Below are 15,664 nucleotides of genomic sequence, written 5' to 3'. Positions count from 1 at the left end.
CGCGGAATTTGCGCATAAACGCAGTCAGGGTCACCCTGGAGGGTGACCCTGACTGGAAAGGTTGTCCGGCGGTGTCCTACTCTCCCACACCCTCACGAGTGCAGTACCATCGGCGCTGGAGGGCTTAGCTTCCGGGTTCGGAATGTTACCGGGCGTTTCCCCTCCGCCATGACCGCCGTAACTCTATGAACATGTCAAAACAACCAGTCGATGGTTGTTCGCTCGTTCAGAGTTGCACAGTGGACGCGTAGCAGCTTGGTAGTCAAGTCCTCGGCCTATTAGTACCGGTCAACTGAACCCGTTACCGGGCTTACATTTCCGGCCTATCAACCCAGTCGTCTAGCTGGGGGCCTTACCCACCCGAAGGTGGTGGGATACCTCATCTTGAAGCGAGCTTCCCGCTTAGATGCTTTCAGCGGTTATCCCTTCCGAACGTAGCTAACCAGCCGTGCCCCTGGCGGGACAACTGGCACACCAGAGGTTCGTCCGTCCCGGTCCTCTCGTACTAGGGACAGCCCTTCTCAAGTATCCTACGCGCACGGCGGATAGGGACCGAACTGTCTCACGACGTTCTAAACCCAGCTCGCGTACCGCTTTAATGGGCGAACAGCCCAACCCTTGGGACCTGCTACAGCCCCAGGATGCGACGAGCCGACATCGAGGTGCCAAACCATCCCGTCGATATGGACTCTTGGGGAAGATCAGCCTGTTATCCCCGGGGTACCTTTTATCCGTTGAGCGACACCGCTTCCACATGCCAGTGCCGGATCACTAGTCCCGACTTTCGTCCCTGCTCGACCTGTCAGTCTCACAGTCAAGCTCCCTTGTGCACTTGCACTCAACACCTGATTGCCAACCAGGCTGAGGGAACCTTTGGGCGCCTCCGTTACCCTTTAGGAGGCAACCGCCCCAGTTAAACTACCCACCAGACACTGTCCCTGAACCGGATAACGGTCCGAAGTTAGATACCCAAATCAACCAGAGTGGTATTTCAAGATTGCCTCCACCCGCACTGGCGTGCGAGCTTCACCGGCTCCCACCTATCCTACACAAGCTAACTCAAGTACCAATGTCAAGCTATAGTAAAGGTCCCGGGGTCTTTCCGTCCTGCCGCGCGTAACGAGCATCTTTACTCGTAATGCAATTTCGCCGGGCCTGTGGTTGAGACAGTGGGGAAGTCGTTACGCCATTCGTGCAGGTCGGAACTTACCCGACAAGGAATTTCGCTACCTTAGGATGGTTATAGTTACCACCGCCGTTTACTGGCGCTTAAGTTCTCCGCTTCGCCCCGAAGAGCTAACAGGTCCCCTTAACGTTCCAGCACCGGGCAGGCGTCAGTCCATATACATCGAATTACTTCTTCGCATGGACCTGTGTTTTTAGTAAACAGTCGCTTCCCCCTGCTCTCTGCGGCCATACAACGCTCCACCCGCGCGGGGCTTCACGTCTCCGGCCCCCCTTCTCCCTAAGTTACGGGGGCAATTTGCCGAGTTCCTTAACCACAGTTCGCCCGATCGCCTCGGTATTCTCTACCTGACCACCTGTGTCGGTTTGGGGTACGGGCCGCTAAGAACTCGCTAGAGGCTTTTCTCGGCAGCATAGGATCACTGACTTCACCTGAATCGGCTCGGCATCACGTCTCAGCCTATGTGTGCTGCGGATTTGCCTACAGCACGGCCTACACGCTTACCCCGGCACAACCACCGGCCGGGATCAGCTACCTTCCTGCGTCACCCCATCGCTTGACTACTACCCGTCAGGTTCCCACGCTCGCCGCTTCAGACCCGAAGGTCATCCACGGTTCGGGTGGTTAGCACAACGAGGTTCGTCAGGGTCGCTCTTTCGCGGGTACGGGAATATCAACCCGTTGTCCATCGACTACGCCTCTCGGCCTCGCCTTAGGTCCCGACTCACCCAGGGCGGATTAGCCTGGCCCTGGAACCCTTGGTCATCCGGCGGAAGGGTTTCTCACCCTTCTTTCGCTACTCATGCCTGCATTCTCACTCGTGCCGCGTCCACAACTAGGTCACCCCGTTGCTTCACCCCCGGCACGACGCTCCCCTACCCATCCACACACCTGCACAAGGAATCAAGTCCAAGCGAGGTTGAAATGTGAATGCCACAGCTTCGGCGGTGTGCTTGAGCCCCGCTACATTGTCGGCGCGGAACCACTTGACCAGTGAGCTATTACGCACTCTTTAAAGGGTGGCTGCTTCTAAGCCAACCTCCTGGTTGTCTATGCGACCCCACATCCTTTTCCACTTAGCACACGCTTAGGGGCCTTAGCTGGTGATCTGGGCTGTTTCCCTCTCGACTACGAAGCTTATCCCCCGCAGTCTCACTGCCGCGCTCTCACTTACCGGCATTCGGAGTTTGGCTGATTTCGGTAAGCTTGTGGGCCCCCTAGACCATCCAGTGCTCTACCTCCGGCAAGAAACACGCGACGCTGCACCTAAATGCATTTCGGGGAGAACCAGCTATCACGGAGTTTGATTGGCCTTTCACCCCTAACCACAGGTCATCCCCCAACTTTTCAACGTTGGTGGGTTCGGCCCTCCACGCGGTCTTACCCGCGCTTCAGCCTGCCCATGGCTAGATCACTCCGCTTCGGGTCTAGAGCATGCGACTGAATACGCCCTATTCAGACTCGCTTTCGCTACGGCTCCCCCACACGGGTTAACCTCGCCACATGCCACTAACTCGCAGGCTCATTCTTCAAAAGGCACGCCGTCACCCCGCAAGGCTCCGACGGATTGTAGGCGAACGGTTTCAGGTACTATTTCACTCCCCTCCCGGGGTACTTTTCACCATTCCCTCACGGTACTCGTCCGCTATCGGTCACCAGGAAGTATTTAGGCTTACCAGGTGGTCCTGGCAGATTCACGGCAGATTTCAGGGGTCCGCCGCTACTCGGGAACACCCACAGGAGACCAGCCACTTTCACCTACCGGACTATCACCGCCTACGGTTGGCTTTTCCACACCATTCGGCTAGCAGCTGGCTTTGTAACTCCTCAAACAAGTGTCAGCTTGTTTCGCAGGGTCCCACAACCCCGACCACGCAACCCCTGACAGGTATCACACGCAGCCGGTTTAGCCTCAATCCGCTTTCGCTCGCCACTACTCACGGAATCACTATTTGTTTTCTCTTCCTACGGGTACTGAGATGTTTCACTTCCCCGCGTTCCCCCCACACACCCTATGTGTTCAGGTGCGGGTGACACCACATGACTGGTGCCGGGTTTCCCCATTCGGACACCCTGGGATCACAGCTTGGTTGACAGCTCCCCCAGGCCTATCGCGGCCTCCCACGTCCTTCATCGGCTCCTGGTGCCAAGGCATCCACCGTTCGCCCTTGACAACTTGACCACAAAGATGCTCGCGTCCACTGTGCAATTCTCAACAAACGACCAACCCACAACCCGAACCGCGTGACACCAAACCCGACAACCGCCGGCGGTATGCCACACCAGGTCATGCCTGGCGCCCGACGAGCTGACCGCTCGTCACAAGGCTCTGAAAGACAACCGATGGTTGTTCCTTCAGGACCCAACAGGGTGCTCTACATCCTCCCCAGCCGCACCAGGACTTCGTTCCACACCACACGAGGTGGCCGTACTAGAAGGAACCCGGCCGTTGCCAGGGAAAGACTCGCCAGTGTCTCCGCCATCGAGCACCCCACCACCACATTCGGGCGGTGCGGGCTCCTGCACCCTTTCGGGTGAAGGTGCTCCTTAGAAAGGAGGTGATCCAGCCGCACCTTCCGGTACGGCTACCTTGTTACGACTTCGTCCCAATCGCCAGCCCCACCTTCGACGGCTCCCTCCCTTACGGGTTGGGCCACCGGCTTCGGGTGTTGCCGACTTTCGTGACGTGACGGGCGGTGTGTACAAGGCCCGGGAACGTATTCACCGCAGCGTTGCTGATCTGCGATTACTAGCGACTCCGACTTCACGGGGTCGAGTTGCAGACCCCGATCCGAACTGAGACCGGCTTTTTGGGATTCGCTCCACCTCACGGTATCGCAGCCCATTGTACCGGCCATTGTAGCATGCGTGAAGCCCTGGACATAAGGGGCATGATGACTTGACGTCATCCCCACCTTCCTCCGAGTTGACCCCGGCAGTCTTCGATGAGTCCCCGCCATAACGCGCTGGCAACATCGAACGAGGGTTGCGCTCGTTGCGGGACTTAACCCAACATCTCACGACACGAGCTGACGACAGCCATGCACCACCTGTGACCGCCCCCGAAGGACCCGACATCTCTGCCGGTTTTGCGGCCATGTCAAACCCAGGTAAGGTTCTTCGCGTTGCATCGAATTAATCCGCATGCTCCGCCGCTTGTGCGGGCCCCCGTCAATTCCTTTGAGTTTTAGCCTTGCGGCCGTACTCCCCAGGCGGGGCGCTTAATGCGTTAGCTGCGGCACAGGGAACCGGAGAGGCCCCCCACACCTAGCGCCCAACGTTTACAGCGTGGACTACCAGGGTATCTAATCCTGTTCGCTCCCCACGCTTTCGCTCCTCAGCGTCAGTATCGGCCCAGAGACCCGCCTTCGCCACCGGTGTTCCTCCTGATATCTGCGCATTTCACCGCTACACCAGGAATTCCAGTCTCCCCTACCGAACTCTAGCCTGCCCGTATCGACTGCAGGCCCGCAGTTGAGCTGCGGGTTTTCACAGTCGACGCGACAAGCCGCCTACGAGCTCTTTACGCCCAATAAATCCGGACAACGCTCGCGCCCTACGTCTTACCGCGGCTGCTGGCACGTAGTTGGCCGGCGCTTCTTCTGCAGGTACCGTCACTTACGCTTCGTCCCTGCTGAAAGAGGTTTACAACCCGAAGGCCGTCATCCCTCACGCGGCGTCGCTGCATCAGGCTTCCGCCCATTGTGCAATATTCCCCACTGCTGCCTCCCGTAGGAGTCTGGGCCGTGTCTCAGTCCCAGTGTGGCCGGTCGCCCTCTCAGGCCGGCTACCCGTCGTCGCCTTGGTAGGCCATCACCCCACCAACAAGCTGATAGGCCGCGAGCCCATCCCAGGCCGAAAAACTTTCCACCACCAGCCATGCGGCCGGTGGTCCTATTCGGTATTAGCCCCGGTTTCCCGGGGTTATCCCAAAGCCTAGGGCAGGTTGCTCACGTGTTACTCACCCGTTCGCCGCTCGAGTACCCCGAAGGGCCTTTCCGCTCGACTTGCATGTGTTAAGCACGCCGCCAGCGTTCGTCCTGAGCCAGGATCAAACTCTCCAACAAAAACTTGTTGAAAACATGTCCTGACAACAAAAGTGTTGCCAAAGGAATCCCAACCAGCCAAACCAAAAGGCTCGACCAGTCCGGGGTATAAATCAATTTGGCACTGGCTTATCAAGCACCCTGTTGAGTTCTCAAAGAACAACCACACACCATCCGGAAGCTCTACACCGTAGAGCCCCCGTCCGGGGCAACCTCTCTAACTTACCCGGTCCGACTTTCGCTGTCAACCTCATGTTTGAGGTGATCAACTTGGTCAGTCCGACCCACGCTGACGCTCGCCATATCCGGCGTTCGTTGCTGTCGTGGATTCCGGCGGACCGGCCGGCGCCGCTCTCGCGACCACCCGCCCGGCTCCCTGCCGGCTTTCGAACTCTACCCGGTCGGCTTCGCGATCGCAACCCCGTGTCTCTCGGAGTCCGTCGCACCGCCCGGATCCTCAGTCTGGCTCGGCTTTCGCCACCAGCCTGGCGCCCGTTCTCGGCCGGTTTGTCCGGCCTCCCGCGTGCAGAGAGAAAGTTACGTGTCCGGCCCCGAGAAGGCAAATCAATGATCGTCACTTGCTGCACGCGGCGGGCCATGAGGCTCCACGGCGATCGAAGGGAGCCATCGCGGGTCCCGGCATGCCAGAGTGGTCGGCATGGATGACGTGTCCCGGTCCCCGGTGGCGACGCTCGCCGAGGAGGCCCTGCTCGGCCTTCTGCTGCCGTTCTGGCAGCTGGTCATCGGAGCCTTCGTACTCGTCGTCGTCCTGGTGTCGGTGGGCCGCCTCGCCCGGCGCGGCCCGTCCCGGATGACCACGGCGCTGCTGATCACCGCGGTGGCGATCGCCGGCTTCACCGTGATCGGCGTTCTCCTGGAGAGCTGACCGGTCAGAGCCGGCGGTTGGCGAGGCTGGGCAGCTCGGCGCGGATCGTCCGCAGCCGGTCCAGGTCCAGGTCGGTGATCGCGAGCCCGGGTCCGTCCGGCACCTGGCTGAGCACCGTCCCCCAGGGGTCGACCACCATGCTGCGCCCGAAGCAGGTGCGGGACGGCTCGTGATCGCCCGTCTGGCCGGCGGCGGCCACGTAGCACTGGTTCTCGATCGCGCGGGCCCGGAGCAGCACCTCCCAGTGGTCCCGGCCGGTGTGCATCATGAACGCCGCCGGCACGACGAGCAGTTCGGCGCGCCCGTCGGTGGCGAGCTGCCGGTAGAGCTCGGGGAAACGCAGGTCGTAGCAGATCGAGAGGCCCACCCGCAGCCCCTCGACGTCGACCACCACGGGCTGGTCGCCCGGCGCGACGGTCGCCGACTCCCGGTAGGACACCCGGCCCGGGATCTCCACGTCGTACAAGTGGATCTTGCGGTAACTGGCGGCGAGCGCGCCGGTGCGGTCGAAGACCAGCGAGGTGTTCCAGGTGTGCTCCGGGTCCGGTCCGGCCTCGTGGAACGAGCCGGCGATCACCCACATGCCGAGCCGGCGGGTCACGTCGGCGAAGAACCGGCCGACCACGCCGTCCACCGACTCGGCCGGCGGCATCCCCTTGCCGAGGCCGAGATAGTCGACGTACTCCGGCAGGACGGCGAGATCGGCACCGGCCGCCGCAGCTCTGGTGAGCAGGGCCTCGGCGGCGGCGAGGTTCGCCACCCGGTCGTCGCGGGCGTTGAGCTGGCACACGGCGACACGCATGGGGCTCAGCGTACGGGCGGGTAGGAGATGGCGACAGGGCTCAGACGCTCGCCAGCACCAGCGCGCCGGCGGCGAAGCCGAGACCGGCGAGCTGCACGGGGCGGAGCCGTTCGCGGTCGACGCCGAGCGCCAGCAGCACCGTGCTCGCCGGGTAGAGCGAGGTGATGGCGGCGACGATGCTGAGGTGGCCCCGGCTCGCGGCGGCCAGGTAGAGCGCGTTGGCCGCCGAGTCCAGCAGGCCGGCCGCCGCCGCCCAGCCGAGCACGCCCCGCTCGAGCCGCAGACGCGCCCCGGTTCGCGCGGCGAGCGCGAGGCCGAAGGCGATCGAGCTGACCCGGACAGCGAGCACCGGCCACATGCCGGCGTCCTCGTCGGCCTGGCCGAGCAGGGCGAAGAAGACGCCGAAGAGCAGGCCGGCGCCGAGGGCCATGCCGATGACCGGGCGCGAGACCCGGCCGGAGACGCCGCCCTCACCCAGGCTGACCAGCGCGATGGCGACAACGGCGAGGCCCGCGCCGCCGAGCGCCAGGGCGCCCGGGGAGTGCGCGGTGACCAGACCGGCGACGATCGGCACCACCGCCGCGGTGATCGCGGTGACCGGGGCGACGACGGCCATCATCCCCGTCGCCAGGGCCCGGTAGAGCAGCATCACTCCGGCGGCGCCGGCCACCCCGGAGAGCAGGCCCCACCCCAGGTCGAGCGGGCGGGGCGTGCCGGGCACCAGCAGCACCAGGGCGAGCAGCAGCGGGACGCTGAGGATCTGCGAGACCACGGTGACGGCGATCGGGTCGGCCCGGCGGGAGGCCTTTCCGCCGGAGAAGTCTGCCGTGCCGAACGCGACCGCGGACACCGCCGCGAGCACAATGGGGAACATCAGGCAGTCGTACCACAATATTGACCGCGAAGGACAGTGTGATGACCGACGCCGGAACCGGGCGGGTGGGCGCGGTGACCTCCGCCGTGGCCCGGCAGGTACGCGAGCTGCGGGCCGCCCGCGGCTGGTCGTTCGAGGAACTGGCCGGCCGGTCCGGGGTCAGCAAGGGCATGCTGGTGCAGATCGAGGGGGCACGCACCAACCCCAGCATCGGCACGCTGTGCCGGGTCGCCGACGCCTTCGGGGTCAGCATCGCCCAACTCCTGGAGCCGGCCGAGGAGCGCCGCGTACGGATCTCCGCGACCGCCGACGCGCCGGTGCTCTGGCGGGGCGACCAGGGCGGGACGGCCCGGCTCCTCAACGGCGTCGGGGAGCCCGACCTGGTGGAGCTCTGGGAGTGGCGCCTGGAGCCGGGCGAGCGGCACGACTCCCCCGACCATCCCCGGGGTAGCCGCGAGATGCTGCACGTGCTGGTCGGGGCGGTCACCGTCACGGTCGACGGCGTCGACCACGACGTACGCGCCGGCCACACGATCGAGTTCCACGCCGACCAGGAGCACGGCTACCGAACGGCGGGCGAGGAGCCGGCGCGGTTGGTGATGGTGGTCGTCACCCCGTCGGGCGAGTGGGACCGCCGCACCCGCTCACGCGGACCGCGCCCGAGCTGAGGCCGGGCACGGTCGGGGCGGCGTTCAGGCCGACTTCTCCTCGCGGTCCCGGCGACGGCGGCCGGTGAACTCGCGGGGCACGATGGTCGGGTTGACGTTCTCCAGGACGACCTCGCGGGTGATCAGCACCCGGGCGGCGTCGGGGTTGCTCGGCACCTCGTACATCACGGAGAGCAGGACCTCCTCCATGATGGCCCGCAGGCCGCGGGCGCCGGTGCCGCGCAGCATCGCCTGGTCGGCGATGGCCTCCAGCGCGGGCTGCTCGAACTCCAGCTCGACGCCGTCCAGCTCGAAGAGGCGCTGGTACTGCCGGACCAGGGCGTTGCGCGGCTCGGTGAGGATCCGCACCAGGGCGGTGCGGTCGAGGCTGCGCACGTTGGTGATCACCGGAAGCCGGCCGATGAACTCGGGGATCAGGCCGAACTTGAGCATGTCCTCCGGCATGACCTGGCTGAAGATGTCGTCGGTCGACCGCTCGGAGACGGACCGGAGCCGGGCGCCGAAGCCGGTGCCGCCGGAACCGGTGCGGGACTCGATGATCTGGTCGAGGCCGGCGAAGGCGCCACCGCAGATGAACAGCACGTTGGTGGTGTCGATCTGGATGAACTCCTGGTGCGGGTGTTTGCGCCCGCCCTGCGGCGGCACGTTGGCCACCGTGCCCTCGAGCATCTTGAGCAGCGCCTGCTGCACGCCCTCGCCGGAGACGTCCCGGGTGATCGACGGGTTCTCCGACTTGCGGGCGATCTTGTCGACCTCGTCGATGTAGATGATCCCGGTCTCGGCGCGCTTGATGTCGTAGTCGGCCGCCTGGATCAGCTTGAGGAGGATGTTCTCCACGTCCTCGCCGACATAGCCCGCCTCGGTGAGGGCGGTGGCGTCAGCGATCGCGAACGGGACGTTGAGCATCCGGGCCAGGGTCTGCGCCAGGTGGGTCTTGCCGCAGCCGGTGGGGCCGAGCAGCAGGATGTTGGACTTGGCCAGCTCGACGCCATCGCTGCCGGAGCCCGGCGCGCCGGCCGCCTCGGCCTGGATCCGCTTGTAGTGGTTGTAGACCGCGACGGCGAGCGCCTTCTTGGCCTGCTCCTGGCCGACGACGTAGTTGTCGAGGAACTGGCAGATCTCCATCGGCTTGGGAAGCTCTTCCCACTTCACCTCGCCGGACTCGGCCAGCTCCTCCTCGATGATCTCGTTGCAGAGATCGATGCACTCGTCGCAGATGTAGACGCCAGGGCCCGCGATGAGCTTCTTGACCTGCTTCTGTGACTTGCCACAGAAGGAGCACTTGAGTAGGTCGCCGCCGTCACCGATCCGTGCCACCTACGTTCTCCCTGCACTCGTCGGCCGGAACGCCGGCCCTGACCTGCGGGCGCCGGGCGCCCGTCCGTCTGTCGTCCCACCTCGCCGATCCGACCCAGCCAAGCGGTACAGACCCGACGTTACCCGCTGGCGGAGGTTTCTCCGACCCCCAAAGCGGGTGTGTCAGAGGTCGACCGGGAACGATACCCCGGCCGACCTCCGACCTCCCAGTGCTCAGCTCGCGGCGTGCGCCGCCAGCAGACCCTTCTTGCGGCTGGTCAGGATGGTGTCGACCAGCCCGTAGTCCTTGGCCTCCTCGGCCGTCATGATCTTGTCGCGGTCGATGTCCTTGCGGACCTGATCGACCGGGCGGTTGCAGTGCTGGGAGAGCATCGTCTCCAGCTGCGTCCGCATCCGCAGGATCTCCCGGGCCTGGATCTCGATGTCCGAACCCTGGCCGTAGCCACCCTCGGTGGCCGGCTGGTGGATGATGATCCGGGAGTTGGGCAGCGCCATCCGCTTGCCCGGGGTGCCCGCCGAGAGCAGCACCGCGGCCGCGCTGGCCGCCTGGCCGAGGCAGACGGTCTGGATGTCCGGGCGGACGTACTGCATGGTGTCGTAGATCGCCGTCATGGCCGTGAACGAGCCACCGGGCGAGTTGATGTACATGATGATGTCGCGGTCCGGGTCGGTGCCCTCGAGCGTCAGCAGCTGGGCCATCACGTCGTTGGCCGAGGCGTCGTCCACCTGGACGCCGAGGAAGATGATCCGGTCCTCGAAGAGCTTGTTGTACGGGTTGGACTCCTTCATCCCGTACGACGTGCGCTCGACGAACGACGGCAGAACGTAGCGGTTGTGCACGGCCGCGAACTGGGGCGGCAGGCTCAGGTCGGTCATCGTCAGCTCCTCGCTCAGCTCAGGGTCCCGGCGCCTTCCGGAACCTGCGCGGCTCCGGTGATCACCTTGTCGATGAAGCCGTAGTCCATGGCCTCCTGGGCGGTGAACCAGCGGTCCCGGTCCGAGTCCGCCTCGATCTCGGCGGCGCTCCGACCGGTGTGGAAGGCGACCCGCTCCTGGAACATCCGCTTGGTGTACAGCATCTGCTCCGCCTGGATCGCGATGTCGGCGGCCGTGCCGCCCATGCCGCCGGACGGCTGGTGCATCATGATCCGCGCGTGCGGCAGGGCGTAGCGCTTGCCCTTGGTGCCCGCGCAGAGCAGCAGCTGGCCCATGGAGGCCGCCATGCCCATCGCCACGGTCGACACGTCGTTGTCGATGAACTGCATGGTGTCGTAGATCGCCATGCCGGAGTAGACCGAGCCACCCGGCGAGTTGATCCAGAGGTTGATGTCGCGGTCCGGGTCCTCCGCCGCGAGCAGCAGCAGCTGCGCGCAGATGCGGTTGGCGACCTGGTCGGTCACCTCGCTGCCCAGGAAGATGATCCGCTCCTTGAGCAACCGGTTGTAGACCGAGTCGTCGAGGTTGCCAATGGTGTCGCCACCTCGGGCCTCGATCGCCCGGAGCGGCGTTGCTGGGATGTGCATGTCGGTCATGGCAGCCCTTCGCTCTCCGTACCGTCCTACCCGACACTAACCGCTCAGCCGGGGGGCGTACTCCCGGTCGGGGCACTGTTCGCTCTCAGCGCAGTCACCCGCTCGGCGTACCCCGGAAAGGGTTTCGGCCGCCGTCCCGCGCGCAGCGAAGGACGGCGGCCGACACCCGATGATCAGTGCTCGTGGCTGTGCTCGGCCTCGTTCTGGGCCCGCAGCGCGTCGAGGGTGACCTCGTTGCCCGACGAGTCCTTGATCTTGATCTTCTCCATCACCGAGGCGAGCGCCTTGCCCCGGCGGACGTCACCGAAGACGGCCGCGGCGGCGCCGGAGCGGACCAGCTGGTCGTAGTACTGCTGCGGAGCCATGCCGGCGCGCTGGGCGCGGTGCACGATCTCGTGGCCGAACTCGTCGTCGGAGACCTGGACGTCCTCGGCGTCGGCGAGGGTGTCCAGCAGGAGCTGGATCTTGACGCCGTCGGTCGCCGCCTCGGTCAGCTCGGTGTCGATCTGCTCCTCGGTCTTCTCCTCGGCGGCGAGGTATTCCTCCAGGGAGGCGCCGATGCGCTCGAGCTGGTCGACCATCGCGGCCTTGCGGCTCTCGACCTCTTCCTTGACGACGCCCTCCGGCGCCGGCACCTCGGCGGTCTCGACCATCTGCTCGAGGGCCTTGTCCCGGGCGGCGTAGATCTGCTCGACCTGCTTGCCGCGGGTGATCCGCTCGCGCACGTCGTTGCGGAGCTCCTCGATGGTGTCGAACTCGCTCGCCATCTGGGCGAAGTCGTCGTCGAGCTCGGGCAACTCCTTCTCCTTGACCGTGCGCACGGTCACCGCCACGTCGGCGTCGCGGCCGGCGTAGTCGCCGCCCACGAGCTGCGTGGAGAAGGTGGTGCTGTCCCCGGCGGCCAGGCCGACCAGGGCCTCGTCCAGGCCCGGCAGGAGCTGCTTGCTGCCGACCTCGTGCGAGATGTTGCTCGCCGAACCGCCCGGCACCTCCTCGCCGTCCACGGTCGCGTTGAGGTCGATCTGGACGTAGTCGCCCTCCTGGGCAGCCCGCTCGACGGTCTTCAGCGTGGCGAACCGCTCGCGCAGGTTGTTGACCTGATCGTCGATCTCGTCGTCGGCGATCTGCACCTCGTCGACGGTCACCTCGATGGTGGCCGGGTCCGGCAGGGTGATCTCCGGGCGGACGTCGACCTCGGCGGTGAAGTTGAGCGAGTCACCGTCGTTGAACTCGGTGATCTCGACCTCCGGGCGGCCGAGGGTCTTCAGGTCGTGCTCGCGGACCGCGGCGAGGATGTTCTGCGGGATGGCCTCCTGCACCGCCTCGTTGAGGACGGTGCCCCGGCCGACCCGCTGGTCGATGACGGCGGCGGGAACCTTGCCCCGGCGGAAGCCGGGAACCTGGACCTGCTGGCCGATCTCCCGGTACGCCTTCTTGAGGCTCGGCTCGAGCTCGACGAACGGCACCTCGATGGCGAGCCGCACGCGCGTCGGGCTCAGAGTCTCGACGGTGCTCTTCACAGGCGTACTCCTTGACGGATCTCAGTTGAGTCTGGGCGTGATTGCGCGCATCGAGTGTAGGCGAGCCGACCTGCTGCATCGGCAGCGCCCGGGTACCGCACGGAAAAATCAGCGGTTCCCGGGACGGGCCGGTCGCGAACGACAGTCGGGGTGGCGGGATTTGAACCCACGGCCCCTCGCTCCCAAAGCGAGTGCGCTACCAAGCTGCGCCACACCCCGTGGCGACGAGAAGTGTATGCCGTCCGCGCCCGCGGGACGGTCACCGGGGCGCTCCGCCCGGTGCGTCGGCGGCGGGAGGCCGGGCTTTCGTCCTGCCTCCCGGCCGGGGGTCCACCCGTGCGGATCTTCGCGGCGCGATGACCGGAGGGGACGCGCGGTACGGGGCTGCGCGTCCGGTTCCGGGATTCGGTAGGCTGTCGGGCGCGCCTCGCGACAGCGGGGCGCCCGCGGGCGTAGCTCAATGGCAGAGCTTCAGTCTTCCAAACTGACGGTGCGGGTTCGATTCCCGTCGCCCGCTCCAACGGCCTCCGGCCCAGTCATGCAGTCGTGGTCGCACTCACCGCCGATGTGCGGAACTCCTCACCGGAGCGGCGCGGCCGTAGGCACGGGCCCGTACCTCAGGCGCCAGGCCGGGCGCCGGCCCCGTACGGCTCAAGGTCCGGTGCCCCGGCGCGCCCCAGATCGCTGAGCGGGGACCGCGTTCGGGCGGGCGAGCGGCGGGACAGCAGGCATCCGGTCAGCGCGGCGGCGAGGGCGGCCAGCCCGGCCGCCGCGAAGCCGCCCGCTGGCACGGAGACGTCGATCGCCACCCCGACGATCGAGGACCCGACCGCGAAACCCGCGCTCTGCGCCGAGGATTGCAGACCTGTCGCCTCACCCCGCACGCTGGCCGGCGCCAGCCGGCTCACCGCATGGGCCACCGTTGAAAGGGTCGGCGCGGTGAGAAGCCCGGCGCCGACAACGGCCACGCACAACCAGGGCCAGTCGTGGGCAAGCCCGGCGGTAATCGTCACGAGCCCGAGCAGGCCGAGCAGCAGCCACGTGGGCAGCGGCCGGGGCAGCGCGCCATAGATCAGCCCGCCGGCGACGGAGGCCACGCCGAACACGGCTACGACCACGGCGGCCCAGGACATCTGATTTGCTTCTTTGAGCGTGGCGACGATGGCGAGGTCGACGCCGCTGAGCAGCGTCGTGGCGCCGAACGCCATGGTCAGTACGGCAATCATGCCGGCGGACAGCCACTCCCGGCGCGGGGGTCGTCGGGCCACGCCGGCATCCGTCTCGTCCTCGGCACGCAGCGGCGGGTTGAGCAAGGCGATCCCGGCTCCGCCAGCCGCAATCGCGGCGCCGACCCCCCACGCCACCACACCGGGGGACATCTTCGCCGCACACAGGATCACCACAGCCGGGCCCACGATGTACGACAGCTCGCCCTGCACCGATTCCAGCGCGAACGCGGCCCGGCGCTGTCCCGCCGTCGTCATCGCGGCGATCGCCTGCCTGGTCACCGGCTGGGCCGGCACCATCAGCAGACCCGCCGCGAAGGCGGCGCCCAGCAGGGTCCCGTACGACAGGATCGGCACGCTCAGCCAGAACACGACCTGCAGTACGACAGTTGCCAGCAGCACGGGACGCAGGCCCCGCCAATCGATCATGCGGCCAAGCAGAGGTCCGCCCAGCGCCACCCCGGCGGTCAGAGCCGCCGCGACACCACCCGCTGCCGCGTAGCTCATGTCCAGACCCAGCACGACGTACATCGTCAGCGCCATCACGTCGGCCGTGATCGCGGCACGGGCGACCAGCGAAACGCCCAGCAGCGACGCCATCCCCGGCACAGCGAGTACCTGTCGGTATCTGGTCACCTGCCTGACGCTAGATTTTCCCTCACGCCATAGGAAGTGGTTAATTCGTTAGAGCTGACATAATGAATGCTTATGGCCAGAGATCTCGAGACGGCGTTGCTGCGGTCGTTCGTCACCGCCGTGCGGACGGGCAGCATCAGCCGCGCCGCGACCGCGCTCGGACACACCCAGCCCGCGCTCAGCCAGCAGTTGCGCAAGCTCGAGAGCGTTGTCGGCCGTCCGCTGCTCTACCGGTCGCCGTCTGGCGTCTCGCCGACCCGCGCGGGCGAGGAACTCCTGCCGTACGCCGAACGCATACTCTCCCTCTCCGCACAGGCACTCACCGAAGCCGGGCGCGCGCTCACCGGCCACTGCGGCGTCGGGTTGCTCGAGGACCTCGCCGCGTCCCAGCTTCCGCAGGCCCTCGCCGACCTCACCCGGCTGCACCCCGGCGCGACGCTGGAGGTGCTGAGCCTTTCCCACGCCGCGATGCGGGAGGCCTACGACGCGGGCCGCGTACAACTCGTGCTCGACGAGGCGCCGGAGGTTCCCGGGCCGCCGCGCTGGACGGTACGCCGCCCGCTGGTCTGGGCGATCGGCCAGGGTGTGGACGTGGCTGCCGATCCGCTGCCGGTGGTGCTGTTCTCGAACCCGTGCTTCTGGCGTACGTCAGTGCTGGAAACGCTGGCCCGTGCCGATCGGCGCTGGCGGGTGGCGTTCGAGAGCAACAGCCTGGTCGGTGTGCTGGCCGCGGTACGGGCCGGGCTCGGCGTCGCGGCGCTCATGCCCGCTAACCTCGAACCGGCCATGGCCTGCCACGACGCGGACGCCCTGCCCAACCTGCCGGACGTCGAGCTCGGTCTAGCACGGCACCCACGGACCAAAGGTGATCCGCTGATCGATGCCGTGGAGACCGCGCTACGACGCATGATCTGAGTTTCGCGGCTGGTCAGCGCGCCGCAACGCCTTCGCCTGTCGAGATGAGTTGACCT

Annotated in this window: 10 protein-coding genes, 2 tRNA genes and 3 rRNA genes; 4 read left to right on the top strand and 11 right to left on the bottom strand. The window is 66.0% G+C overall.

What is annotated here, in order from left to right:
- Positions 1 to 63: 63 nt before the first annotated feature.
- From rrf to Q2K19_RS17695, 3 genes are all read right to left on the bottom strand, one after another.
- A 5S ribosomal RNA gene (gene rrf / locus Q2K19_RS17705) occupies positions 64 to 180 on the bottom strand.
- A gap of 78 nt (positions 181 to 258) precedes the next feature.
- Positions 259 to 3,368, bottom strand: a 23S ribosomal RNA gene (locus Q2K19_RS17700).
- A 369-nt stretch (positions 3,369 to 3,737) separates the two neighbouring features.
- A 16S ribosomal RNA gene (locus Q2K19_RS17695) occupies positions 3,738 to 5,253 on the bottom strand.
- Together the 16S, 23S and 5S rRNA genes form the textbook arrangement of a ribosomal RNA operon.
- A 637-nt stretch (positions 5,254 to 5,890) precedes the next feature.
- Between Q2K19_RS17695 and Q2K19_RS17690 the strand changes: the two genes are divergently transcribed.
- A complete protein-coding gene (locus Q2K19_RS17690; protein WP_302762402.1) occupies positions 5,891 to 6,118 on the top strand; it encodes a hypothetical protein in 228 nt (75 codons plus the stop codon).
- A gap of 4 nt (positions 6,119 to 6,122) precedes the next feature.
- Here the strand turns inward: Q2K19_RS17690 and Q2K19_RS17685 are convergent, their stop codons facing one another.
- Both Q2K19_RS17685 and Q2K19_RS17680 read right to left on the bottom strand, forming a co-directional pair.
- Complete coding sequence (locus Q2K19_RS17685) at positions 6,123 to 6,920, bottom strand: carbon-nitrogen hydrolase family protein (protein WP_302762401.1); 798 nt, start codon at positions 6,918 to 6,920, stop codon at positions 6,123 to 6,125.
- A 40-nt stretch (positions 6,921 to 6,960) separates the two neighbouring features.
- On the bottom strand, positions 6,961 to 7,794 hold the full coding sequence (locus Q2K19_RS17680; protein ID WP_302762400.1) for a DMT family transporter: 834 nt from the start codon (positions 7,792 to 7,794) through the stop codon (positions 6,961 to 6,963).
- 41 nt (positions 7,795 to 7,835) lie between these two features.
- On the opposite strand from Q2K19_RS17680, the gene Q2K19_RS17675 reads away from it, so the two are divergent.
- Entirely contained in the window at positions 7,836 to 8,462 is a 627-nt protein-coding gene (locus tag Q2K19_RS17675; RefSeq protein ID WP_302762399.1) for a helix-turn-helix domain-containing protein, read from the top strand.
- Between the two features lie 24 nt (positions 8,463 to 8,486).
- Here the strand turns inward: Q2K19_RS17675 and clpX are convergent, their stop codons facing one another.
- From clpX to Q2K19_RS17650, 5 genes are all read right to left on the bottom strand, one after another.
- A complete protein-coding gene (clpX, locus tag Q2K19_RS17670; protein ID WP_302762398.1) occupies positions 8,487 to 9,779 on the bottom strand; it encodes an ATP-dependent Clp protease ATP-binding subunit ClpX in 1,293 nt (430 codons plus the stop codon).
- Between the two features lie 213 nt (positions 9,780 to 9,992).
- On the bottom strand, positions 9,993 to 10,655 hold the full coding sequence (locus tag Q2K19_RS17665) for an ATP-dependent Clp protease proteolytic subunit (RefSeq protein ID WP_302762397.1): 663 nt from the start codon (positions 10,653 to 10,655) through the stop codon (positions 9,993 to 9,995).
- A 14-nt stretch (positions 10,656 to 10,669) separates the two neighbouring features.
- A complete protein-coding gene (locus tag Q2K19_RS17660; RefSeq protein WP_302762396.1) occupies positions 10,670 to 11,311 on the bottom strand; it encodes an ATP-dependent Clp protease proteolytic subunit in 642 nt (213 codons plus the stop codon).
- Between the two features lie 173 nt (positions 11,312 to 11,484).
- Positions 11,485 to 12,831 (bottom strand): trigger factor, encoded by a 1,347-nt coding sequence (gene tig / locus Q2K19_RS17655; protein ID WP_302762395.1) that lies wholly within the window; start codon positions 12,829 to 12,831, stop codon positions 11,485 to 11,487.
- 145 nt (positions 12,832 to 12,976) lie between these two features.
- Positions 12,977 to 13,050, bottom strand: a tRNA-Pro gene (locus Q2K19_RS17650).
- 227 nt (positions 13,051 to 13,277) lie between these two features.
- Between Q2K19_RS17650 and Q2K19_RS17645 the strand changes: the two genes are divergently transcribed.
- Positions 13,278 to 13,351, top strand: a tRNA-Gly gene (locus tag Q2K19_RS17645).
- Between the two features lie 97 nt (positions 13,352 to 13,448).
- Here Q2K19_RS17645 and Q2K19_RS17640 read toward each other — a convergent pair.
- Complete coding sequence (locus tag Q2K19_RS17640; RefSeq protein ID WP_302762394.1) at positions 13,449 to 14,657, bottom strand: MFS transporter; 1,209 nt, start codon at positions 14,655 to 14,657, stop codon at positions 13,449 to 13,451.
- 108 nt (positions 14,658 to 14,765) lie between these two features.
- Between Q2K19_RS17640 and Q2K19_RS17635 the strand changes: the two genes are divergently transcribed.
- Positions 14,766 to 15,608: a LysR family transcriptional regulator gene (locus Q2K19_RS17635; protein WP_302762393.1), complete on the top strand. Its 843-nt coding sequence runs from the start codon at positions 14,766 to 14,768 to the stop codon at positions 15,606 to 15,608.
- The last annotated feature ends 56 nt before the right edge of the window (positions 15,609 to 15,664 follow it).

Source organism: Micromonospora sp. NBRC 110009, assembly GCF_030518795.1.
Lineage (GTDB): Bacteria > Actinomycetota > Actinomycetes > Mycobacteriales > Micromonosporaceae > Micromonospora.
The sequence above is the reverse complement of the archived record's forward strand: the minus strand, read 5'-3'. Positions and strand labels throughout refer to the sequence as shown.